The sequence below is a fragment of the Mesorhizobium sp. L48C026A00 genome (assembly GCF_000502375.1).
GTDB classification, from domain to species: domain Bacteria; phylum Pseudomonadota; class Alphaproteobacteria; order Rhizobiales; family Rhizobiaceae; genus Mesorhizobium; species Mesorhizobium muleiense.
On the sequence record NZ_AYWU01000037.1, the window covers coordinates 1 to 21,110 of the forward strand.

21 protein-coding genes and 1 tRNA gene are annotated in these 21,110 nt (G+C 63.2%); 17 read left to right on the forward strand and 5 right to left on the reverse strand.

The features are described 5' to 3' along the window. Positions 1-200 precede the first annotated feature (200 nt). From X738_RS76350 to X738_RS76390, 9 genes are all read left to right on the forward strand, one after another. Entirely contained in the window at positions 201-635 is a 435-nt protein-coding gene (locus X738_RS76350; RefSeq protein ID WP_023803275.1) for a DUF2948 family protein, read from the forward strand. 9 nt (positions 636-644) lie between these two features. Then, positions 645-1,937 carry a histidinol dehydrogenase gene (hisD, locus tag X738_RS76355; RefSeq protein ID WP_023803276.1) on the forward strand — a complete coding sequence of 431 codons (1,293 nt, stop codon included), beginning with the start codon at positions 645-647 and terminating at the stop codon, positions 1,935-1,937. Between the two features lie 5 nt (positions 1,938-1,942). Next, a complete protein-coding gene (locus X738_RS76360; RefSeq protein ID WP_023803277.1) occupies positions 1,943-2,428 on the forward strand; it encodes a UPF0262 family protein in 486 nt (161 codons plus the stop codon). Positions 2,429-2,441: 13 nt separating this feature from the next. Further along, positions 2,442-2,894 carry an arsenate-mycothiol transferase ArsC gene (locus X738_RS76365; RefSeq protein WP_084833935.1) on the forward strand — a complete coding sequence of 151 codons (453 nt, stop codon included), beginning with the start codon at positions 2,442-2,444 and terminating at the stop codon, positions 2,892-2,894. Positions 2,895-3,098: 204 nt separating this feature from the next. Beyond that, positions 3,099-3,317: a translation initiation factor IF-1 gene (gene infA / locus X738_RS76370; RefSeq protein WP_006200926.1), complete on the forward strand. Its 219-nt coding sequence runs from the start codon at positions 3,099-3,101 to the stop codon at positions 3,315-3,317. A 27-nt stretch (positions 3,318-3,344) separates the two neighbouring features. Next, the gene (locus X738_RS76375) at positions 3,345-3,971 is read left to right on the forward strand and encodes a Maf-like protein (protein WP_023803279.1); all 627 of its coding nucleotides are present in this window, start codon (positions 3,345-3,347) and stop codon (positions 3,969-3,971) included. Next, on the forward strand, positions 3,968-4,171 hold the full coding sequence (yacG, locus tag X738_RS76380) for a DNA gyrase inhibitor YacG (protein ID WP_023803280.1): 204 nt from the start codon (positions 3,968-3,970) through the stop codon (positions 4,169-4,171). Before X738_RS76375 ends, yacG begins: the two co-directional genes overlap by 4 nt. Positions 4,172-4,368: 197 nt before the next feature. After that, positions 4,369-4,444: transfer RNA gene (locus tag X738_RS76385), tRNA-Phe, on the forward strand. A 248-nt stretch (positions 4,445-4,692) separates the two neighbouring features. Further along, positions 4,693-5,133: a hypothetical protein gene (locus X738_RS76390; protein ID WP_023803281.1), complete on the forward strand. Its 441-nt coding sequence runs from the start codon at positions 4,693-4,695 to the stop codon at positions 5,131-5,133. A 418-nt stretch (positions 5,134-5,551) separates the two neighbouring features. Here the strand turns inward: X738_RS76390 and X738_RS85470 are convergent, their stop codons facing one another. After that, positions 5,552-5,770 carry a hypothetical protein gene (locus tag X738_RS85470; RefSeq protein ID WP_156942735.1) on the reverse strand — a complete coding sequence of 73 codons (219 nt, stop codon included), beginning with the start codon at positions 5,768-5,770 and terminating at the stop codon, positions 5,552-5,554. Positions 5,771-5,903: 133 nt separating this feature from the next. Here X738_RS85470 and X738_RS76395 point away from each other — a divergent pair, with 133 nt between their 5' ends. Beyond that, entirely contained in the window at positions 5,904-6,248 is a 345-nt protein-coding gene (locus X738_RS76395; protein WP_036263803.1) for a hypothetical protein, read from the forward strand. 10 nt (positions 6,249-6,258) lie between these two features. Here the strand turns inward: X738_RS76395 and ggt are convergent, their stop codons facing one another. From ggt to X738_RS76410, 3 genes are all read right to left on the reverse strand, one after another. Next, the gene (gene ggt, locus X738_RS76400; RefSeq protein WP_023803283.1) at positions 6,259-7,992 is read right to left on the reverse strand and encodes a gamma-glutamyltransferase; all 1,734 of its coding nucleotides are present in this window, start codon (positions 7,990-7,992) and stop codon (positions 6,259-6,261) included. A 364-nt stretch (positions 7,993-8,356) separates the two neighbouring features. Continuing rightward, positions 8,357-9,649 (reverse strand): L-rhamnose catabolism isomerase, encoded by a 1,293-nt coding sequence (gene rhaI, locus X738_RS76405; protein WP_023803284.1) that lies wholly within the window; start codon positions 9,647-9,649, stop codon positions 8,357-8,359. A 178-nt stretch (positions 9,650-9,827) separates the two neighbouring features. Beyond that, positions 9,828-11,930 (reverse strand): bifunctional rhamnulose-1-phosphate aldolase/short-chain dehydrogenase, encoded by a 2,103-nt coding sequence (locus X738_RS76410; protein WP_023803285.1) that lies wholly within the window; start codon positions 11,928-11,930, stop codon positions 9,828-9,830. A gap of 191 nt (positions 11,931-12,121) precedes the next feature. On the opposite strand from X738_RS76410, the gene X738_RS76415 reads away from it, so the two are divergent. From X738_RS76415 to X738_RS76445, 7 genes are all read left to right on the forward strand, one after another. Continuing rightward, positions 12,122-12,931, forward strand: coding sequence for a DeoR/GlpR family DNA-binding transcription regulator (locus X738_RS76415; RefSeq protein ID WP_023803286.1), 810 nt, complete (start codon positions 12,122-12,124; stop codon positions 12,929-12,931). Between the two features lie 46 nt (positions 12,932-12,977). Beyond that, positions 12,978-13,973 (forward strand): rhamnose ABC transporter substrate-binding protein, encoded by a 996-nt coding sequence (gene rhaS / locus X738_RS76420; protein WP_023803287.1) that lies wholly within the window; start codon positions 12,978-12,980, stop codon positions 13,971-13,973. An 83-nt stretch (positions 13,974-14,056) separates the two neighbouring features. Continuing rightward, entirely contained in the window at positions 14,057-15,598 is a 1,542-nt protein-coding gene (locus tag X738_RS76425) for a sugar ABC transporter ATP-binding protein (RefSeq protein ID WP_023803288.1), read from the forward strand. Continuing rightward, positions 15,595-16,572, forward strand: a complete 978-nt coding sequence (locus tag X738_RS76430) for an ABC transporter permease (RefSeq protein WP_023803289.1) — start codon at positions 15,595-15,597, stop codon at positions 16,570-16,572. Before X738_RS76425 ends, X738_RS76430 begins: the two co-directional genes overlap by 4 nt. Next, entirely contained in the window at positions 16,569-17,570 is a 1,002-nt protein-coding gene (locus X738_RS76435; RefSeq protein ID WP_023803290.1) for an ABC transporter permease, read from the forward strand. The genes X738_RS76430 and X738_RS76435 overlap by 4 nt, the downstream gene beginning before the upstream one ends. Beyond that, complete coding sequence (rhaM, locus tag X738_RS76440) at positions 17,570-17,887, forward strand: L-rhamnose mutarotase (protein ID WP_023803291.1); 318 nt, start codon at positions 17,570-17,572, stop codon at positions 17,885-17,887. The genes X738_RS76435 and rhaM overlap by 1 nt, the downstream gene beginning before the upstream one ends. Beyond that, positions 17,884-19,254, forward strand: a complete 1,371-nt coding sequence (locus tag X738_RS76445; RefSeq protein WP_023803292.1) for an FGGY-family carbohydrate kinase — start codon at positions 17,884-17,886, stop codon at positions 19,252-19,254. Before rhaM ends, X738_RS76445 begins: the two co-directional genes overlap by 4 nt. Here the strand turns inward: X738_RS76445 and X738_RS76450 are convergent, their stop codons facing one another. Continuing rightward, entirely contained in the window at positions 19,255-21,081 is a 1,827-nt protein-coding gene (locus X738_RS76450; protein WP_023803293.1) for an alanine racemase, read from the reverse strand. It abuts the gene before it with no gap. Positions 21,082-21,110: the final 29 nt, after the last annotated feature.

Genomic DNA, 21,110 nt, shown 5'->3' on the forward strand with positions numbered 1-21,110 from the left:
GCGGCGGACACGACAGGGGGAAAACTGTAACCCATGTATCCGGTTCAAAGTGTTACCCATCTATCAACTGGACAGCGGCAGGCAGGTGAGGGGCGGCGCACACCTGACGCGATTGTGCTGGAATCCGTGGCGCGGTTGCACGGATCGCCAAGACCGCCTAACAGAAAACTGATGTAAACCTTCGCAGGTGCGAACTCCGCATGAACCTTCTCAAGCTTGTCGCGCTCGACGATCAGGATCTGAGCATCGTCTCGGCCCATGTCCAGGACGCCGTGCTCAAGGTCGGCGACCTCGAATACATGCCGGCGGTCAAGCGCTTCGTGATGACGATGAACCGTTTCGTCTGGGAGGCGAAATCGGGGCTGTTCCGCCAGCACAATGAACGGCGGCAAAGCGTGCTGCATTTCGACCGGGTGCTGGGCGCCAAGACCAGCGGCATTGCACGCGACAAGCCGGACGAGGTGCTGTCGCTGCTGGCGATCAGCTTCGTCGCGCTCGACAAGCCGGCCGGCATTGTCGAGCTGATCTTTTCAGGCGGCGGCGCAATCATGCTCGATGTCGAGTGCATCGAGGCGCGGCTGGCTGACACTGGCGGCGCCTGGGAAGCGACGTCGCGCCCCTTCCACAGAGCCTGAGCACACAAGATGGCCATCACGCTTCGTCTGTCCGATGCCGATTTCGAGCAGCGGTTTGCCGCGTTCCTTTTGACCAAGCGCGAGGTCTCGGAGGACGTCGACGCGGTGGTGCGCGCGATCATCGCGCGGGTCCGCGCCGAGGGCGACGCGGCGCTCATCGACTACACGCAGAAATTCGAGAAGGCCGACCTGAAAGGCCTCGGCATTGCCGTGTCGAAAGACGACATCGCCAAGGCCTACGATGCAGCCGACCCGCAGACGATCGAGGCGCTCAAATTCGCCCGTGACCGCATCCGTTCGCATCACGAGCGGCAGCGGCCGAACGACGACCGCTATACCGACGCTGCCGGCGTCGAGCTCGGCTCGCGCTGGACCGCGATCGAGGCGGTCGGGCTCTATGTGCCGGGCGGTACGGCGAGCTATCCAAGCTCGGTGCTGATGAGCGCCGTGCCGGCCAAGGTCGCCGGCGTCGAGCGCGTCGTCATGGCGGTGCCGGCGCCCGGCGGCATCATCAATCCGCTGGTGCTGGTGGCGGCGGACCTGACCGGCATAACCGAGATCTACCGCGTCGGCGGCGCGCAGGCGATCGCAGCGCTGGCCTATGGCACCGAAACGATAAAGCCGGTCGCCAAGATCGTCGGCCCCGGCAATGCCTATGTCGCGGCGGCCAAGCGCCAGGTGTTCGGCACGGTCGGCATCGACATGATCGCCGGGCCATCGGAAGTGCTTGTCGTGGCCGACGGCAATAACGATCCGGACTGGATCGCCGCCGACCTGCTTGCCCAGGCCGAGCATGACGTGTCGGCGCAGTCGATCCTGATCACCGACGATCCTGACTTCGGCGCGGCGGTCGAACGGGCGGTCGAACGCCAGTTGCAAAACCTGTCGCGCGCCGGGACGGCGGCGGCGAGTTGGCGCGATTTCGGCGCCGTCATCCACGTCCCCCGAATCGAGGCGGCGCTGCCGCTGGTCGACCGCATCGCGGCCGAGCATGTCGAGCTTGCCATCGACGAGCCGGAAGCCTTCCTGGCGCGGATGCGCAATGCCGGCGCCGTCTTCCTCGGCCGCCACACGCCGGAAGCCATTGGCGACTATGTCGGCGGCTCCAACCACGTGCTGCCGACGGCGCGCTCGGCGCGCTTCTCGTCCGGGCTTTCGGTGCTCGATTTCGTCAAGCGCACCTCAATCCTGAAGCTCGGGCCGGAGCAATTGCGGGCGCTGGCGCCGGCGGCCATCGCGCTGGCCACAGCGGAAGGCCTCGACGGGCATGGACGCTCCGTCGCCATCCGGCTGAATATGTAGCTGACATGGCGGACTACGATCGAACCCGTGCCAGGCTGATCGACGTCGAACTCGACGAATCGATCGGCCGTTCGACGCCCGACGTCGAGCATGAGCGGGCGGTGGCGATCTTCGACCTGATCGAGGAAAACAGCTTCCAGCCGGTCAATGACGACGGTGCCGGGCCCTACCGGCTAAAACTGTCGCTGGCCGAATCCCGCCTGGTCTTCGCGGTGGCGCGCGAGGATGGCGCGGCGGTCGTAACCCACATCCTGTCGCTGACGCCGCTCAGGCGCATCGTCAAGGACTATTACATGATCTGCGAAAGCTATTACGATGCCATCCGCAGCTCGACGCCCAGCCAGATCGAGGCGATCGACATGGGCCGGCGCGGCCTGCACAATGAGGGCTCGCAGACACTGATGGACCGGCTGGCCGGCAAGATCGACATCGATTTCGACACGGCGCGCCGGCTGTTCACGCTGGTCTGCGTACTGCACTGGCGAGGCTGAACTGTCAGTCCCAATGCCCCGCTCGATCCTGCCCCGCTCGATCCTGTTCGTCTGCGCCATGAACGCCGTGCGCTCGCCGATGGCCGAACTGCTGGCGCGCAAAGTGCTTCCGGCCGCGACCTTCGTCGCGTCGGCCGGGGTGCGCGGCGGCGAACGCGACCCGTTCGTCGACGCCGTGCTGGCCGAGGACGGGCTTTCGCTCGGCGACCGGCACCCGAGGACACTGGACGATCTCGAGGACGACTATTTCGACCTGATCATCACGCTGTCGCCGGAAGCCCATCACACCGCGCTCGAGCTTACCCGCTCGCTTTCCGTCGACGTCGAATATTGGCCGATGCCGGACCCGACTGGCGTCGGCGGCACGCGCGAGCAGATCATGGCCGCCTATCGCGAGGTGCGCGAACGGCTGAAGGCGCGGATCGGCCGCCGTTTTCTGGCGCCGGAAACAGAGAAACCGGGCTGATTTAAGCATGTTCACAAGCGCACGATTATCATATAGGTTCCGCCCAAATTCCGGCTAGAGTCGGATGATTTCAGGTCTGTTCGACCTGAAATCTGAATCCGCCTCTAAATCCAAGACGTAGAGCATGATGTCGTCCGAAAACCGTTTCACACTTTTCGGCATCATGCTCTAGGCGCTGGGAATCCATCCAAGCAAAGGTATCGAATGCCGAAGGAAGAAGTCCTCGAGTTTCCGGGTGTCGTCACGGAATTATTGCCCAATGCGATGTTCAGGGTGAAGCTTGAAAACGAACACGAAATCATCGCCCACACCGCCGGCCGCATGCGCAAGAACCGTATCCGCGTGCTGACCGGCGACAAGGTCCTTGTCGAGATGACACCCTACGACCTGACCAAGGGCCGCATCACCTACCGTTTCAAGTAAGATCGTCAGAGCTCGGCCGGGATCGCGATGAGCATTTTGCAGAAGCTCGTGCTTGCCTCGGGTTCGCCGCGCCGGATCGAACTGCTGCAGCAGGCGGGCATCGAGCCGGACCGCGTGCTGCCGGCCGGTGTCGACGAAACGCCGCTGCGCGCCGAGCATCCACGCTCGCTGGCCAAGCGCCTGTCGAAGGAAAAGGCCGAAAAGGCGCTGGCCTCGCTGCAGACGGAAGAGGATTATGCGCCGAGCTTCGTGCTGGCCGCCGACACGGTGGTCGCCGTCGGCCGGCGCATCCTGCCCAAGGCCGAAACGTTCGACGACGTCGTCAATTGCCTCGGACTGCTGTCAGGCCGTTCGCATCGGGTCTATTCCGGCATCTGCCTGGTTACGCCGAGCGGCAAGCTGCGCCAGCGGCTGGTCGAGACCAGGGTGCGTTTCAAGCGGCTGCCGCGCGCCGAGATCGACGCCTATGTGGCCTCGGGAGAATGGCGCGGCAAGGCCGGCGGCTACGCCGTCCAGGGTCTGGCCGGCGCCTTCGTCGTCAAGCTTGTCGGCTCCTACACCAACGTCGTCGGCCTGCCGCTCTATGAGACGGTGGCGCTGCTGGCCGGCGAGGGCTTCAAGGTGCATGCCAACTGGCAGTCAGTTCGGCCATGAACTCGGGTGCGGACGACAAGGTCACGCCGCTGCGCCCCAAGCGGCCCTGCCCCGAATGCGGCAAGCCGTCGGCGCGCGAGACCTACCCGTTCTGCTCCGTGCGCTGCAAGGACATCGACCTCAACCGCTGGCTCAAGGGCGCCTATGTCATTCCGGGCCGCGACGACGAGGACGAAACGGACAACGACCCTCCCAAATGAAGCTGTTCGGCACGGCTTGGTGACTTCGACCGCGTCCCATGAATCGAGCTGTCCAGTGATTGCTCGTTTGCCGCTTGAAATCAACGCTTAGGCGCTGGACAGGCCGGATTCCCGTGCTATAACCCACGCGCTTTCAAGGGGCGCCTGCGGCGCTTTCAAGAAATCCGGCGTGCAGAACTGCCCGCGTGCCGGAACAGGCCCAGATAGCTCAGTTGGTAGAGCAGCGGACTGAAAATCCGCGTGTCGGTGGTTCGAATCCGCCTCTGGGCACCATTTTTCCAAGGCAATTTCAGCAAGTTGCGCATGACGCCCGCTTGACTGAAATCGGTTGGGAAATTCAGGTCGCCGTGTTGCGGGAGGTTGCGTAGCGGTTCTCGGCGACCTCAAATCATTTTTTCCGGCGCCCGACAGGGCCGGCACTGGCGAAACTGTTTGCTCGCATTGGGCGAATGACGGATTTGATTTGCTTGGTGATCCCCTATCCTTAGGGCAAACTGCCCGTTGGGGCTCCAGGAGGCGAAATGAGAGCACGCGCAGCAACGGTTGGAGATCTGGAAAGTGTTTTCCGTGATCTGTCCAAGCGGATATCGGACGAGTACGTCGCGGCCGGCAAGGACAGCAAGATCGCCTACGACAATCTGATGATGAACTTGAAGGAAGGCCGTGCTCATGCGCTCGTGCAGGGCGAAAAAACCGTAGCGCTCATCGCCTGGCACGAGAATAGCGACGCTGCCGATACGCTGTTCGCCGCGCAGGAAGATTTCTTCAGCGCCGCGACCGTTCGCTTCTGCAAGCGGCACATTCGCCATATCCAGGCGCTTGCAGGCAACCTCCCCATTCACTCGCGCAGCTGGCTCCAGAGACCGGACGTCGCAAAATGGTTCCGGATAATCGGCTATGTCGAGCGGGGCCAGAAGAATGGCGCCCATCTGTTCGAACTGCCGCCGGCTCCCGCCGCCTGACAAATCTCGGCGGGCTGCGAAACGCTGCCGCAACCGGTAGCCACGTTCGGGGCCGATGCTCTAGCCAAAAAGACCCGCCGCTCCATTTGCGAAGCGGCGAGGCTCGATATTCGGGAACGACTTCCGGGCCGTTGCCCCGGCATTGCTTACTGTGCAATTCAGGTGCCAGACGGGTTGACCGATAATGGGACACCGCACCGGGAAAGCGCGAACCATCTTCCGCGATCACACCACTGCCATACCGCGCCATTCCTTGCTATGTTTGCTCGCGGCGGACCTGATTTCCGCTTGGCCGGCGCCCATCAGGCAATCTACCCCAACGCCCCCCCAAAGTGGCGCCGGCCACTCTTCACCACCAACCCAATCTTCGCCGCCGGCCCAATCTTGGCCACCGGCCCAATCTTCGCCACCGGCAACTTCACGCGCGGTCAGGCCGAAGCAGGACAGCGGTTCTTAATCCGCCTCCAGAGCGGCGGCCTTTCATTTCAAAACGCCCCGACTGGCCAGTGCGACAGATCGCCTGGAACGGCAGCACGATCCGACCTGAAGCGCGTCGCGTTTGACCGGCGACGCGCTTCAGGTTGTTGTTTTTTTGCATGTCGTTACCGCAAAACCGCTGCACACTTTTGCGCGACATGCATTAAATCCAAAAAGACGGTAGCAAGCCGCGGCCAGAAAGTGTTGAAGACCGTGCCGATGGCATTGAACGCGTCGCGATCCGGTTGCACTCGGCAAGGCTTGATGATTTGTTGCCGCTTCAAGGAGAATGAATGATGCACGAGCCTGCCGGTCAAGACGAATATGGGTCGGCCAGCCCCTTCGACCCGGACGACCTGACGACGTTGAACGTGATGGGTCCGGGTGTGGCCAGCAACGATTTCGAGAAATACGCGGTCGCCGTGATCATCGTGTTCGGCGCCCTCATCATTGGCGGCTTGATGGCCGCAAACCTTGCCCTGGGGCACCGTAACGGCTTCCTGTACGCGCTTGGCGGCGCCACCGCGGCGTGGATATCGGGAAATGCGCTGCTGCTCGATCGGCCGCGTATCTATGCCTTGTTCGTCGGCATCGCGGCGGTGATGCTGATTGCGTCCACCATCACGCTGGTCATCTGACCGAAAGAAATCAATATCCGATCGCCTCGCCGGACGCGGCGCGGCTGTCGATGGCGCCATTGTAGCGGGCGCCGCCGCCCTTTTCGATCTCGGCCAGGCTCTTGCCGCCGACCAGGATACCGGCCGCCTGACCCCAGGTCGCATCGGTGACGTCGAGGCGGTAGCCCATCCCGGCAAGCAGTTCTTCGGTATCGGGCGACAGGCCGAACGGTTCGACATAGACCGTGTCGGGCAGCCATTGGTGGTGGATGCGCGGCGCGTCGATCGCCTCCTGGATGTTCATGCCGTGATCGACGACATTGACGATCGCTGCCAGCGTGATGGTGATGATGCGCGAGCCGCCGGGGCTGCCGATGACCATGAACGGCTTGCCGTCCTTGGCGACGATGGTCGGGCTCATCGACGACAGCGGCGTCTTCCTCGGGGCGATCGCATTGGCCTCGCCCTGGACGAGGCCGTAGAGATTGGGCACGCCCGGTTTCTGGGTGAAATCGTCCATCTCGTTGTTGAGCAGGATGCCGGTGCCGTCGGCGACGACGGCGGCGCCGAACGAACCGTTCAGCGTGTAGGTCACCGCGACGGCGTTGCCGTCATTGTCGACGATCGAATAATGCGTCGTCTCCTGGCTCTCGCCAAAACCCTTCGGCATCAGATCCTGCGACACGCCGGCCCGGAACGGATCGATCTTTTCGCGGATTTCCTTCGCATAATTCTTGTCGAGCAGCTTTTCGACCGGATTGTCGACGAAGTCGGGATCGCCGAGTGCCGAATTGCGGTCGACATAGGCATGGCGCATCGCCTCGACCATGACTTTGACGGTTTCGGCAGAACCGGTGCCGAGATATGACAGCGGATAGAATTCCAGCACGTTGAGGATCTCGCAGATGATGACGCCGCCCGAGCTCGGCGGCGGCGACGAGGTGATCTCATAGCCGCGGTAGTTGCAGGTCACCGGCTCGAGTTCGCGAACCGCGTAGGTCTCGAAATCCGCCTTGGCCAGAATGCCGCCCTTCTGCGCGCTCGCCTTGACGATGCCGTCGGCGATCGGTCCTTTGTAGAAGGCATCGCGACCTCGTTCCGAAACCGCCGAAAGCGAGGCGGCGAGATCGGCCTGGACAAGGCGCTCGCCGACGGCATAGGGCTTGCCGCCAGGCTTCAGGAAGATGGCGGCCGCGGCAGGGTCCTTGGCCAGCCGCGCGGCGCCGGCTTCGAGCGAGGCGACATCCCCCTGCTCCAGCACAAAACCGTCCCTGGCATAGCGGATGGCCGGCGCCATCAAGTCCTGCCGCGTCAGCGTGCCGTATTTTTCCCGTGCGGTCTCGAAGCCGGCCACCGAGCCCGGCACGCCGACAGCGAGATAGCCGTCGAGGCTGGCGCCTTTCACCGGCTTGCCGTCCTTGTCGAGATACATCGTTTTCGTCGAGGCGAGCGGCGCGCGCTCGCGGAAATCGAGGAACGTCGAGCGGCCGTCCTTGAAGCGGATGGTCATGAAGCCGCCACCACCGATATTGCCGGCGTTTGGATAGACCACAGCCAGTGCGTAGCCGACGGCGACTGCGGCATCGACGGCGTTGCCGCCCTTCTTCAGCACCTCGACGCCGACTTCCGACGCCAGATGCTGGGCGGTCACCACCATGCCATGCTCGCCCTTCGCCGGCTGCGGCGAGGCGGCCAATGCGGCCGCCAGCGGCGCAAAGGTCAAGGTGAGGGAAAGACTGAGTGCGATTAGGGTGCGGCGGTGCATGGCCGTTCTCCGAGGCGTGGGATGCGCCTAGAAAAGCCGTTTGGAGCGGGCGAGTCTACTGACAATCAGGAAGATTTCGCCGGGCTTGCGCGCCTACGCCGGTTCGGTTCGTAACAACCGTTGCGATCTTCGGCTGATGTAACGGCATGGATCCTAGGGTCTCCGCGACGTCGCTTCGCTCCTGCTCCGCCCTAGGATGACGAAGGCGTGTTGGCTTGTAGCTAATCGCAGATGGCGGAGATTTGGCAGTTGCGTCGCAGCGTAGGTAGGCTGATGACAAGCGACGGCTTTCGAAATTAGCCGACGCCTCTCTCGCATCGCACCGCGACCCGCCTCAGGCGGGTTTTTTCGTTTCAGGCCGGTATCAAACAATCCCGCCGCTGCCACCCGCAATCGGCGGCCGTTCCGCCGCGATTTTGGCTCGGTAGCCGGCGGCGCGATAGGTGGCGACCGGATCGATGGCGCCGCCCGTGTTCAGCCGCGCCATGGCGAGGATCGGCTCGACATCGGTGCGATAGGCGGCTTTCAGCGTCTGCGTCGCCATCAGCGCGTCGTTGGCATCCTGATAGCCTTCCAGCGCCTGGCGATCGACCAGCAGCGCCTGCGCATAGGCGCGCTGCACCTCGACCGCCGACAACATCAGGCTTTCGATCGGGTCGGTGACATTGTGGCTCTGGTCGAGCATGTGAGCCGGATCAAAACCTTCGGCACCGGCAAGCTCGGCATCGACCAGCTCGTTAAAGACGAGGAACAGCCGGTAGGGATCGATCGAGCCGGCATCGAGATCGTCGTCGCCATATTTCGAATCGTTGAAATGGAAGCCGCCGAGTTTCTTGAACTGGATCAGCCGCGACACGATCATCTCGATGTTGACGTTGGGCGCATGATGGCCGAGGTCGACCAGGCAGAACGCCTTGTCGCCGAGCTCTTTGGCGATGATGTAGTTGGTGCCCCAATCCTGCACGACCGTCGAATAGAAGGTCGGCTCGTACATTTTGTGCTCGGTGAACAGCTTCCAGTCGTCCGGCAGCTTGGCGTAGATCTCCTTCATTGCGTCGAGATAGCGCTCGAACGCCTTTGCGAATTTGACCTGGCCGGGGAAATTCGAGCCGTCGCCGATCCACACCGTCAGTGCCTTGGAGCCCAGCGTCTTGCCGATCTCGATGCATTCGAGATTGTGCTCGACGGCCTGCCGGCGGGTGCCGGCGTCGGCATGCGACAGCGAGCCGAATTTATAGGACAGTTTTTGGTCCTTGGCGTCGGAGAAGGTGTTGGAGTTCATGGCGTCGAAGCCGAGGCCGAAGCGCGAGGCCGCCTGCTTCAGCCGGTCCGGGTCGGCCTTGTCCCACGGAATGTGCAGGGAGACGGTGGGTGTCGCCCGCGTCAACTGCCGGATCACGGCGCAATCCTCGATCTTGTCGAAGATATCGCGCGGCTCGCCGGCGCCGGGAAAGCGGGCAAAGCGGGTGCCACCGGTGCCGACGCCCCAGGACGGGATCGCCACGGCGAATTTTTCGACCTTGTCGCGGATGGCGTCGACGGCGATGCCGCGGCGGTCGAGGCGTTCGCCGAGCGCATCGTAATCGCGCTTGAGCTCGGCCGCGCGCGCGAGATTGTCCTTGTCGACGATGTCGGCTGAGATGATGGTTTCGGACATGGTGCTTCCTCCCAAATGCGTTCGGTTGGCGCTGCCCCTCATCCGCCTGCCGGCACCTTCTCCCCGTATAGCGACGGGGAGAAGGACAAGCGTGTCCGGCATTGGCGACCCCCTCTCCCCGTTGTTCGCGGGGAGAGGGTGAGGGTGAGGGGCAGCGCCACCCTCAAAAAATGATCGCCTAGCGCGTAAAACTCTGGGCGTTGCCGGCGTCGACATTGACGATATTGCCGGTCGACTTGGCCGACATGTCGGAGGCGAAGAAATAGATCGCCTCGGCGATGTCTTCGGGGAACACCGAACGCTTCAGCATCGAGCGTGAGCGGTAGTGTTCCTCAAGTTCGTCAGTCGACATCTTGTAGGCGGCGGCGCGCTGTTCCTTCCACTCGCCGGTCCAGATCTTCGAGCCGCGCAGCACGGCGTCGGGATTGACGACATTGACCCTGATCTGGGCCTCCGCGCCTTCCAGCGCCAGGCAGCGCGCCAGATGGATTTCGGCGGCCTTTGCCGTGCAATAGGCGGCGGCATTGGGCGATGCGGCAAGCCCGTTCTTGGAGGCGACGAAGACGACATTGCCACCGATCTTCTGCGCCCGAAACAGCCGGAATGCTTCGCGCGACGCGAGGAAATAGCCGGTCGACAAGATGTCCATGTTCTTGTTCCACAGCGCCAGCGTCGTCTCCTCGATCGGCGCCGAGGTTGCCAGGCCGGCATTCGACACCAGGATGTCGATGCCGCCGAACTCGACCGCCGTCTCGGCGAAACCGGAGATCACCTGGTCCTCTGACGTGACGTCGATCACCACCGGCCGCACGAAATCCTTGCCATGGGCCTTGGCCAACTCGTCATTGGCGCTGGCAAGGGCGGTCTCGTCGATGTCGGCCAGCACGACGCAGGCGCCCTCGCGCAGCAACCGGTTGGCCGTCGCCCGGCCGATGCCGCCGGCGCCGCCGGTGACCAGCGCGATCTGGCCGGCAAGCGATTTCGGCTTGGGCAGGCGCTGCAGCTTTGCCTCTTCGAGCAGCCAGTATTCGATGTCGAAGGCTTCCTGCTCGGGCAGGCCGACATAGGTCGACACTGTCGAGGCACCGCGCATGACATTGATGGCATTGACGTAGAATTCGCCCGAAATGCGCGCCGTCGCCTTGTCGCCGGCGAAGGTGAACATGCCGACGCCGGGCATCAGATAGACCACGGCGTTCGGATCACGCACCGGCGGCGAATCCGCATGCTTGCACCTGTCATAATAGGCCTGGTAGCCAACGCGATACTCCGCCAAATCGTCGGCGAGGCGGGCGATGACGGCGTCGACATCGGGATTTTTGGGATCGAATTCGATGACCAGCGGCCGGATCTTGGTGCGCAGGAAATGATCCGGGCAGGAGGTACCGAGCGCCGCCAGCGGGCGCAAATCCTTCGAATTGACGAATTCGAGCACGGCCGGCGAATCGTCGAAATGGCCGAGCTTGTGACTGTTCTCCGAAATCAGGCCGCGGATCCTCGGCATCAGCCTTGCGGCCACGGCGCGACGCGCCGGCGCGTCGAGCGATTTGACGACTTCGCCGCCGAAGATCGGCTTGCCTTCAGACTTGCGCTCGAACCAGTCGATCGCCTGGTTGATCACCGAGATCGTCGTCTCGTAGCATTCCTTTGGAGTGTCGCCCCAGGTGAACAGGCCATGGCTTGCCAGCACAACGCCCTTGGCCTCAGGGTTTTCGGAGCAGAATTTTTCCAGCCACAGGCCGAGCTCGAAGCCCGGACGCTTCCATGGCAGCCAGCCGATCGCGTCGCCGAAGATCTCCCTGGTCAGCGCCTGCGAATCCTTGGCGGCGGCAATCGCGATGATGGCGTCGGGATGCATGTGGTCGACATGCGGCTTCGGCACGAAGGCGTGCAGCGGCGTGTCGATCGAGGCCGCGCGTGGGTTAAGATTGAAGGTGCAATGGGGCAGATAGGCGACCATCTCGTCCTCATGCTCGAGGCCGCGATAGAGACCCTTAAGCGCGCCCAACTTGTCCATGTAGAGGGTGGCGAAACCGTCGAGCTTGATCGAGGCGCTGTCGCCGCCCGAGCCCTTCACCCACAGCACTTCCACGCTTTCGCCGGTGAGCGGATCCTTTTGCCATATCTTGGAAGAGGTGTTGCCACCGCCATAGTTGGTGACGCGCTTGTCGGAGCCAAGAACATTCGAGCGATAGACGAGACGTTCCGGCTCGCTCATTCCCAGGGCTGTCGCCTCATCCCAAAGATTGGTGAGGCGCGTGCCGGAGCGCTTGTCAAGCATAGGTAATCCTCCCGTGACGTGAGACGCGCAAACGGTGCGGTCCCTTTGGGCCGAATTTCTACGCAAGCGGCGGCGTTGTCAATCACAAACGATCAACATCGATCATATTGCACTGCACAATGAAATTATCTGATCGGAAATGATTGACACTGCGCGTTTTGAGTGCCTAGATGTGCTGGCAGGGAGGAACCATGCACGAAAAAGAGCGCCACAGGATCATTTTGTCCGCCGTCCAGGAAAAGCCTGTGGTGACGGTGCAGGAGATGGTCGACCTGACGGACTCGTCCGAGGCGACGATCCGGCGCGACATCGCTGCATTGCATGTGCAAAAGCGCCTGCGCCGCGTGCGTGGCGGCGCCGAGGCGATCACCCCGCCGCAATTCATCGGCCTTGCCGGCCGGCCTTTTTCCGTCAACGAGACGATCAACGCTGTGCAGAAGCGGGCGATCGCGCGGGACGCCGTGGAACTGTGCAAGGACGGCGAGCCGATCATCATCAATGGCGGCACCACCACCTTCCAGATGGTGCATTTCCTGACCGGCCGCCGCATGCCGATCTTCACCAATTCCTTTCCGATCGCCGAGCACCTGCTCAAGCACTCCAAGAACACGGTGATGCTGTCGGGCGGCACCATCTACCGCGAGCAGAACATCATCCTATCGCCCTTCGACAATGACGTGACGCGCAATTTCTATGCGCGCCGCATGTTCATGGGCGCGCAAGGGCTCGGGCCACTCGGCCTGATGGAAGGCGATCCGCTGCTGATCCAGGCCGAGCAGAAACTGATCGATCAGGCCGACGAACTGGTGGTGCTGGTCGACTCGTCAAAATTCCGCAAACGCTCGAGCCTGATCCTGTGCGGCCTGTCGCGCATTGCCACGGTCATCACCGACGACGGCATCGAGGATCGCGAGGCCAAGATGTTGGAGGCCGCCGGTGTGACGCTGGTCGTCGCCCGCACAACCACAGGCAATAGGGAAGAATCTTCGCTGCAGGCCTGAGGGTTCGCAGCGGCGATGGAATGCAACGCTCAAGGGAGGATATTCGATGAGCTTTCTGAAGAAATTGATGGTTACGGCGGCGTTCTCCGCCGCCATCTTCGTGAATGCGGCCTATGCCGAGAACGTCAAGATCGCGCTGGTGGTGAAGTCGCTCGGCAACGGCTTCTTCGATGCCGCCAACAAGGGCGCCGAAGAGGCGGCCAAGGAACTCGGCGACGTCGATATCATCTACACCGGCCCGACCAAGGCGACCGCCGAAGCGCAGATCGAGGTGATCAATTCGCTGATCGCCCAAAAGGTCAACGCGATCGCCATTTCGGCCAATGACGCCGACGCGCTGGTGCCGGCGCTGAAGAAGGCGATGGATCGGGGCATCACCGTCATCTCGTGGGATTCCGGCGTCGCTCCGGAAGGCCGCCAGCTCCACCTCAACCCCTCGGACACCAACCTGATCGGCGAGACCATCATCAAGCTTGCCGCCGACTATCTGCCGGAAGGCGGCGATGTCGCCATACTGTCGGCTTCGTCGACCGCGACCAACCAGAACGCCTGGATCGAAGCGGCCAAGAAGGTGCTGCCGGAGAAATTCCCCAAGATCAATCTCGTCGCCACCGTCTATGGCGACGACGACTCGGCCAAGAGCACGGACGAGGCCAAGGGCCTGCTGAAATCCTATCCGAACCTCAAGGCGATCATCGCACCGACCACCGTCGGCGTCGTGGCCGCCGCCCAGGTGGTGACCGACCAGGGCCTGATCGGCAAGGTCAATGTCACCGGCCTGGCGCTGCCGTCGGAGTTCAAGAAGTTCATCGACAACGGCGCCAGCCAGGCTGTCGCACTGTGGAACCCGATCGATCTCGGGTACTCGGCCGTCTACCTCGCCCATGATCTGGCGGTGAAGAAGGAAGAAGCCAAGCCGGGTGCGACGCTGTCGATCGGCCGTGTCGGCAAGGTCACCCTCGACGACACCAACTCGGCCGCGATGGCTCCGCCCTTCAAGTTCGACAAGTCGAACATCGAAGAGTTCTCCAAGATCTATTGATCCTGGAGCCCTTCAAGCCGGCGCGGCGGAGCTCAAGTTCCGCCGCGTCCTCAAACGGACCTGCTTAAGGGCTTGATACGACTATGGACACGACAGCCCAACTCGACCCGACCACTGAGCAGCCTTTGGCTGCGGCTCCGCGCCTGACCCTGGCCGGCATCTCGAAGAGTTTTCCCGGCGTGCGCGCGCTGCACGACGTCAGCCTGTCGCTCTACCCAGGCCAGGTGACCGCGCTGATCGGCGAGAACGGCGCCGGCAAGTCGACGCTGGTCAAGATCATGACAGGCATCTACCAGCCTGACACAGGCACGATCAGTATCGATGGCCAGGCCGTGATTTTGCCCAGCGCGCATGCCGCCTTCGGGCACGGCATCACCGCCATCCACCAGGAAACCGTGCTGTTCGACGACCTGACGGTGGCCGAGAACATCTTTCTCGGCCATGCGCCGCGATCGCCCCTCGGCACCATCGACTGGCGCACCATGCGCAAGAATGCCCGTGAAGTACTGAACACCATGGGCGCCGGCCACATCGACGCCGATGCGCGGCTGAAGGATCTCGGCATCGCCAACAAGCACCTCGTCGCAGTCGCCCGCGCCATGTCTATCGACGCCCAGATCGTCATTATGGACGAGCCGACCGCAGCGCTGTCGCTGAAGGAGATCGAGGAGCTGTTTTTGCTGGTCGAGTTCCTGAAGAGCGAAGGCAAGGCGATCCTGTTCATCAGCCACAAGTTCGACGAGATCTATCGCATCGCCGACCGTTACACGGTGTTCCGCGACGGCGAGATGGTCGGCGAAGGCCTGATCAGGGATGCCGGCCAGAGCCAGATCGTGCGCATGATGGTCGGCCGCGCCGTCGATCACATCTTTCCGCAACGCAAGGCCGAGATCGGCGCGCCGGTGCTTGCCGTCTCCGGCCTGTCGCACCCGACCGAGTTCGACGACATCGGCTTCGAGCTGCACAGAGGCGAGATCCTCGGCTTCTACGGCCTTGTCGGCGCCGGGCGCAGCGAGGTGATGCAGGCGATATCAGGCATCACCCGCACCAGCAGCGGCACCATCACGCTGGAAGGCAAGGCGATCATGCCGAAATCGGCGGCGGATTCGATCGACGCCGGCATCGTCTACGTGCCGGAAGAACGCGGCAAGCAAGGCGTGGTGATCGGCCTGCCGATCTTCCAGAATATCTCGCTGCCCTCGCTCAAGCGCACATCCAAGTCAGGTGTGTCGCAGCTGGCCGAAGAGTTCGCGCTAGCCCGTTCCTATACCGAGCGGCTCGATCTGCGCGCTGCCTCGCTCAGCCAGGACGTCGGCACTTTGTCGGGCGGCAACCAGCAGAAGATCGTCATCGCCAAATGGCTGGCGACCGCGCCCAAGGTGATCATCCTCGACGAGCCGACCAAAGGCATCGACATCGGCTCGAAAGCCGCCGTGCACGGCTTCATGGCCGAGTTGGTCGCTCAAGGGTTATCGGTGATCATGGTGTCGTCCGAACTGCCCGAGATCCTCGGCATGTCCGACCGGGTCATCGTCATGCGCGAGGGCCGCATCGCCTCGATCTATGACAACAAGGGGCTCGACGCCGAAACGCTGGTCAAGACGGCAGCAGGGATTGTGGCATGAAGGTTTTGCTCAAATATCGCGAAGTCTGGCTGCTCGCGGCAATCGTCGTGCTGATCGGGCTGATCTCGATGCGCTTTCCGGGCTTTGCTGCCTTCGGCAATCTGCGCCAGGTGTTCAACGACACCTCGATCCTGATGATCCTGGCGCTGGGGCAGATGGTGGTGATCCTGACCCGCTCGATCGACCTGTCGATGGCGTCGAACCTGTGCTTCACCGGCATGGTGGTGGCGATGCTGAACGCCGCGCATCCGGCAATCCCGATCCCGCTGCTGATCGTCATCGCACTTCTGGTCGGCCTGGTGCTCGGCGCGATCAACGGCCTGCTGGTATGGCGGCTGAACATTCCCTCGATCGTGGTGACGCTCGGCACGCTCACCATCTATCGCGGCGCCACCTTCGTCATTTCAGGCGGCGCCTGGGTCAATGCCGATCAGATGAGCCCTGATTTCATCGGCCTGCAGCGCGCGGCCTTTCTCGGCATTCCAGTGCTGTCGTGGATCGCCATACTGGTCATCGCCTTGTTCTTCCTGTTGATGACGCGCACCGCGCTCGGCCGCTCGATCTATGCCATCGGCGTCAATCCGACAGCATCGATCTACGCCGGCATCGATGTCGGCCGCACCAAGTTCATTGTCTTCTGCATCTCGGGGATGGCCGCCGGTCTGTGCGGCTATCTCTGGATCTCACGCTATGTCATCGCCTCGGTCGAGGTCGCCAATGGCTACGAGCTCAACATCATCGCCGCCTGCGTCATCGGCGGCATCTCGATCGCCGGCGGCATCGGCTCGGTCGGCGGCGCAGTGCTTGGTGCGCTGTTCCTCGGCATCATCTCCAACGCGCTGCCGGTCATCAATATCTCGCCGTTCTGGCAGATGGCGATTTCGGGCAGCGCCATCATCCTGGCCGTGGTGCTCAACGCGCGCGGCGAACGCCGGCAAGGCCGCATTATTCTCAAGAAGGCGGAAGCGGCATGACCGACACCCCAGCCCCACGCCACATTCCCGACCGGCTCGACACGCCGCTCAACTCGGCGATCTTCTCGTGGGAGGCGCTGCTGGTCGCGGTGGCGGTCGCCATCTTTGCCGTCAACAGCTTCGCCTCGCCCTATTTCCTCGACGCGTGGTCGCTGTCGGACCTGACCTTCAACTTCACCGAGAAGGCGCTGATCGCGCTCGCCATGGCGCTGCTGATCATTTCCGGAGAGATCGACCTGTCGGTCGCCGCCATCATTGCGCTGGCCTCGACGATGATGGGCATGGCGGTGCAGGCCGGCGCCGGCACGCCGGTGCTGGTGGCGATCGGCATCCTGGTCGGGCTCGGCTGTGGCGCCTTCAACGGGCTGCTCGTCACCAGGCTCGGCCTGCCGTCGATCGTCGTCACCATCGGCACGATGAGCCTGTTTCGCGGCATCGCCTTCATCGTCCTCGGCGACCAGGCCTACAAAGGCTATCCCTCCAGCTTCGCCTTCTTCGGCCAGGGCTATGTCTGGTGGGTGGTGTCGTTCGAGCTGACGCTGTTCCTCGTCGCGGCGGTCATCTACTGGTTCCTTCTGCACCGGACCAGCTTCGGCCGCCGCGTCTTCGCCATCGGCAACAACCCGGTCGCGGCACAGTTTTCCGGCGTGCGTGTCGGCCGCATCAAGTTCATCCTGTTCTGCCTGACCGGGCTGATGGCGGGCATCGCCTCGGTGCTGATCACCTCGCGGCTCGGCTCGACCCGGCCATCGATCGCGCAAGGCTATGAATTGGAAGTCATCACCATGGTGGTGCTGGGTGGCGTCAGCATCCTGGGCGGCGCCGGCAGCATTTTGGGCGTGGTGCTCGCCGCCTTCATCATGGGGCTGGTGACTTTCGGCCTGGGGCTGCTCAATGTGCCCGGCATAGTCATGTCGATCTTCATCGGCCTGCTGCTGATCATCGTCATCGCGCTGCCCATCGTCTGGCGGCGGGTGCGGCGGGAGCGTTTTACCTGATGGCCGAGAAATACGCGTTCAAGATGAAGCTCAATCCCGGCATGAAGGCCGAATACAAAAGGCGTCATGACGACATCTGGCCGTCGCTGGTCGCACTGCTGAAACAGGCCGGCGTTTCCGACTATTCGATCCATCTCGACGATGAGACCAACACCTTGTTCGGCGTGCTGTGGCGGCGCGACGGCCACGGCATGGACGAATTGCCGAAGCACAAGGTGATGCAGCGCTGGTGGGCTGAAATGGCCAACATCATGGAGACCAGGCCTGATAACGAGCCGGTGGCGGTGCCGCTGGAAACAATGTTCCATATGGAATGACCCGCCACGTCGCCGTCATCGATATCGGCAAGACCAATGCCAAGGTGGCGCTGGTCGATCTCGCCGATCTGCGCGAAGTTGCGCTGCGCCGCATGGCGAACGCGCCTGTCCTTGACGGTCCCTACCCGCACCACGATGTTGAGCTTCTGTGGTCGTTCATCCTCGACAGCCTCGCCGAGATCAATCGCGAACAGCGCATCGACGCGATATCGATCACCACCCACGGCGCGACGGGCGTGCTGGTGGACACTGCCGGCGAGTTGGCGCTGCCGGTGCTCGACTATGAATTTGCCGGGCCCGACACCCTTGCCGAGGACTATGACACGAACCGTCCGGCCTTCGCCGAGACGGGCACGCCGCGCCTGCCGGTCGGCCTCAATCTCGGCGCGCAGCTGTTCTGGCAGCAGAAGCGCTTCCCGGCGGAGTTCGCCAAGGCCGCCGCGATGCTGATGTACCCGCAATACTGGGCCTTGCGCCTGACCAGCGTCGCCGCCAACGAAGTGACTTCGCTTGGCTGCCACACCGATCTGTGGAACCCGTGGAAGGCCGATTTTTCGTCGCTGGTCGACAAGATGCAATGGCGTCATCTGATGGCGCCGGTGCGGCCGGCGAAAGATCGCCTTGGCCCGATCCTGCCCGCGCTTGCGATACGGACCGGGCTTGATCCGCAAACGCCGGTGTTTTGCGGCTTGCACGATTCCAACGCCTCGCTGCTGCCGCATCTCCTGTCCGATACGCCGCCGTTCTCGGTCGTCTCGACCGGCACCTGGGTGGTGTCGATGGCGGTTGGCGGCAACAAGATCGCGCTCGACCCGGCCCGCGACACGCTCGTCAACGTCAACGCGCTCGGTGATCCGGTGCCGTCGGCGCGTTTCATGGGCGGCCGTGAGTTTTCGCTGCTGACGGAAGGCCAATCGGAAGACTGGACCAAAGAGGATATCGCCACAGCGCTCGCGCGGAAGACGTCCCTGCTGCCTTCGACCCAACAGGGTTCGGGGCCGTTCCCGCATCACAGGGCAGCATGGCTCGACGCAGACGGCATCAACGGCGGCCAGCGCTTTGCCGCCATCTCTTTCTACCTGGCGCTGATGACCGCGACCTGCCTCGACCTGATCGACGCCGGCGGCCCGACGACCGTCGAGGGGCCGTTCGCCCGCAACCGGCTTTTCACGCGCATGCTCGCTGCAGCCACCGCACGTGCCGTCATCGCGTCGGAGGCCGCAACCGGCACCAGCATCGGCGCCGCCCTGTTGGCGTCGGACCAAGGAACGGTACAAGGCGCCGGCGAAAGGTTCGAACCGCCGGTCGACCCGGCCTGGGCGGATTACGCACGTTCATGGCGCGCGGCGGTCGACGCACAGGGCTGATCACAAAATCCGCTTGCCAAACGCCGACATGACGAAATTGACCGTTTCCGCCGCCAATCGCGGTTCCAGAGCTGATGTCAGGCCGGAAACGTCCATCGACAACAGCCCGCCGGACAACGCGATCGCCTCCATGGCCTGATGCGTTTCGCGCACCGTGATGCCGCCGGAGCCTGCCGCCCAGCCGGCGAATTCGGTCACCTCAGGCGTATAGCTGACATGAAAGCCTTGCGTGCCGGAGCTGGCGATGCGGATCGCCTCGTGCATCACGTCGCGCATGCCCATGGCGTCGATGTCGGTCATGGTGAAGGCGCAGACGCGCGAATCCTTCAGCACCCGGGCCTCGGCCGGATCTGCATGGCGCAAACCGACAATGACGACGTTTTCCGGCGACAGTTGTGGCTGCAGCGCGCCGGGCTTGTGATCGAGGCCGAGCGCCCGCGCCAGCACCGAAGCTTCCGGCAGGTCGATGCCGTCTTCGTCCTCGGGCATCAGCGCGGCGATGGAATCGATCCAGATCAGGCCAAACGAGTGCGTCGCCCGCGCGGTCGCCGTCAGCGCCGTGTGGGCGATGCGCCGGTCGCTGCCGGCGGTGAGCCGGACCAGGCCGGACGGCGGCCGCTCGATATCGGCCAGTTCGACGACATCGAAATTCATCGCCTCCAGCCGGGCGCCGGTCGCCTCCCTGGCCAGGATGCCGGCCGCCGCCGGTTCGGCAGATATCGACACCATCTTGCGGCCGGAGAAATCCTCGACATCGTGCATTGGCGCCTTTTCGACATATTCCGAGGTCATTGCCAGCAGCATGGCGCCATAGCTCATGCGGAAGGCGACACGATCGCCGACGGCGGGTGGCGGCTCGGCATCGGTCACGTCGAGAAGCAGATGGTCGCTGGAGGCGCCAAGCACCCGCACGCCCTTGGCAATCGGCGTCAAACCTTCGATCAAGACATCCTCGCGGCCGATATTGGCGATGGCGCGCAACCGGTCGCCATCGTCGGCAAACACCGGCTGGTTGCCGAAAGCGTCGTAGCCGGATTGGCCGATCGGCCGCGACGGCTTCAGCTTGACCTCGATGATGTCGCTGGTCAGCCGGCAGGCATCGGGTTCGAGTTCGGCCCACGGCGTCTCGCGGAAGGTTTCGACGCCACCCTGAAGGATCGCCTCGCCGACCCGCAGATTGTTGATGCCGGCGGGCAGCCTGCCTTCGAGCAGCAGCGTCAGCGACGATGACGCGCCGCCCGAGATCCAGTCGAGCCTTGCGCCGGACAGGCGCTCGGTCTTGTAGGCATGGGCGACGAGCTGTCCGAGATTTTCCTGCGTCGGCATGATGGCGCCGAAGCAGCCGAGATTGGTGCCGATGCCGGCGATGCGCACGCCGCTGAGCGCCAGTATCTGTTCGACCGTCGGAATGAGGTCGTTCGGCCAGATGCCTTCCCTGAGGTCGCCAAGATCGATCATCAGCATGATGTCGTGGACGCGGTCCATACGCTCGGCGATGCGCGATAGTTCGCGGATGGTGGCGAGTTCGGATTGCAGGCTGATGTCGACGGTGCGCACAACCTCCTCGATGCGTGCCATCGGCGGACTGCGCAGCAGCATGATCGGGGCGGTGATGCCGCTGTCGCGCAGCCGGCGGATGTTTTCGAAGCGCGATTCGGCGATGCCGGCGACGCCGCCGCGCAGCATGGCGCGCGCCACCTGCGGCATGCCGCAGGTGCCCTTGGTAACGCCGAATACCCTGATGCCGGACAGGGCGCAGCGGTCGACGATGGTGCGCGCATTGCGCTCGATGCGGCCAAGGTCGATGGCGACTTGCGGTCCCGACATTTTTCTACTCAGAATTTGTGCACGGTATT

Coding starts and splice junctions, on each gene's coding strand:
- yacG (WP_023803280.1), top strand. CDS start 3,968: ATGAACTCGGGTGCGGACGACAAGGTCACGCCGCTGCGCCCCAAGCGG.
- X738_RS76365 (WP_084833935.1), top strand. CDS start 2,442: ATGCCCCGCTCGATCCTGCCCCGCTCGATCCTGTTCGTCTGCGCCATG.
- hisD (WP_023803276.1), top strand. CDS start 645: ATGGCCATCACGCTTCGTCTGTCCGATGCCGATTTCGAGCAGCGGTTT.
- X738_RS76430 (WP_023803289.1), top strand. CDS start 15,595: ATGAAGGTTTTGCTCAAATATCGCGAAGTCTGGCTGCTCGCGGCAATC.
- X738_RS76360 (WP_023803277.1), top strand. CDS start 1,943: ATGGCGGACTACGATCGAACCCGTGCCAGGCTGATCGACGTCGAACTC.
- X738_RS76450 (WP_023803293.1), bottom strand. CDS start 21,081: ATGTCGGGACCGCAAGTCGCCATCGACCTTGGCCGCATCGAGCGCAAT.
- X738_RS76445 (WP_023803292.1), top strand. CDS start 17,884: ATGACCCGCCACGTCGCCGTCATCGATATCGGCAAGACCAATGCCAAG.
- rhaI (WP_023803284.1), bottom strand. CDS start 9,649: ATGTCCGAAACCATCATCTCAGCCGACATCGTCGACAAGGACAATCTC.
- X738_RS85470 (WP_156942735.1), bottom strand. CDS start 5,770: ATGTCGCGCAAAAGTGTGCAGCGGTTTTGCGGTAACGACATGCAAAAA.
- X738_RS76415 (WP_023803286.1), top strand. CDS start 12,122: ATGCACGAAAAAGAGCGCCACAGGATCATTTTGTCCGCCGTCCAGGAA.
- infA (WP_006200926.1), top strand. CDS start 3,099: ATGCCGAAGGAAGAAGTCCTCGAGTTTCCGGGTGTCGTCACGGAATTA.
- rhaM (WP_023803291.1), top strand. CDS start 17,570: ATGGCCGAGAAATACGCGTTCAAGATGAAGCTCAATCCCGGCATGAAG.
- X738_RS76410 (WP_023803285.1), bottom strand. CDS start 11,930: ATGCTTGACAAGCGCTCCGGCACGCGCCTCACCAATCTTTGGGATGAG.
- X738_RS76395 (WP_036263803.1), top strand. CDS start 5,904: ATGATGCACGAGCCTGCCGGTCAAGACGAATATGGGTCGGCCAGCCCC.
- X738_RS76375 (WP_023803279.1), top strand. CDS start 3,345: ATGAGCATTTTGCAGAAGCTCGTGCTTGCCTCGGGTTCGCCGCGCCGG.
- rhaS (WP_023803287.1), top strand. CDS start 12,978: ATGAGCTTTCTGAAGAAATTGATGGTTACGGCGGCGTTCTCCGCCGCC.
- X738_RS76350 (WP_023803275.1), top strand. CDS start 201: ATGAACCTTCTCAAGCTTGTCGCGCTCGACGATCAGGATCTGAGCATC.
- X738_RS76425 (WP_023803288.1), top strand. CDS start 14,057: ATGGACACGACAGCCCAACTCGACCCGACCACTGAGCAGCCTTTGGCT.
- X738_RS76435 (WP_023803290.1), top strand. CDS start 16,569: ATGACCGACACCCCAGCCCCACGCCACATTCCCGACCGGCTCGACACG.
- ggt (WP_023803283.1), bottom strand. CDS start 7,992: ATGCACCGCCGCACCCTAATCGCACTCAGTCTTTCCCTCACCTTGACC.
- X738_RS76390 (WP_023803281.1), top strand. CDS start 4,693: ATGAGAGCACGCGCAGCAACGGTTGGAGATCTGGAAAGTGTTTTCCGT.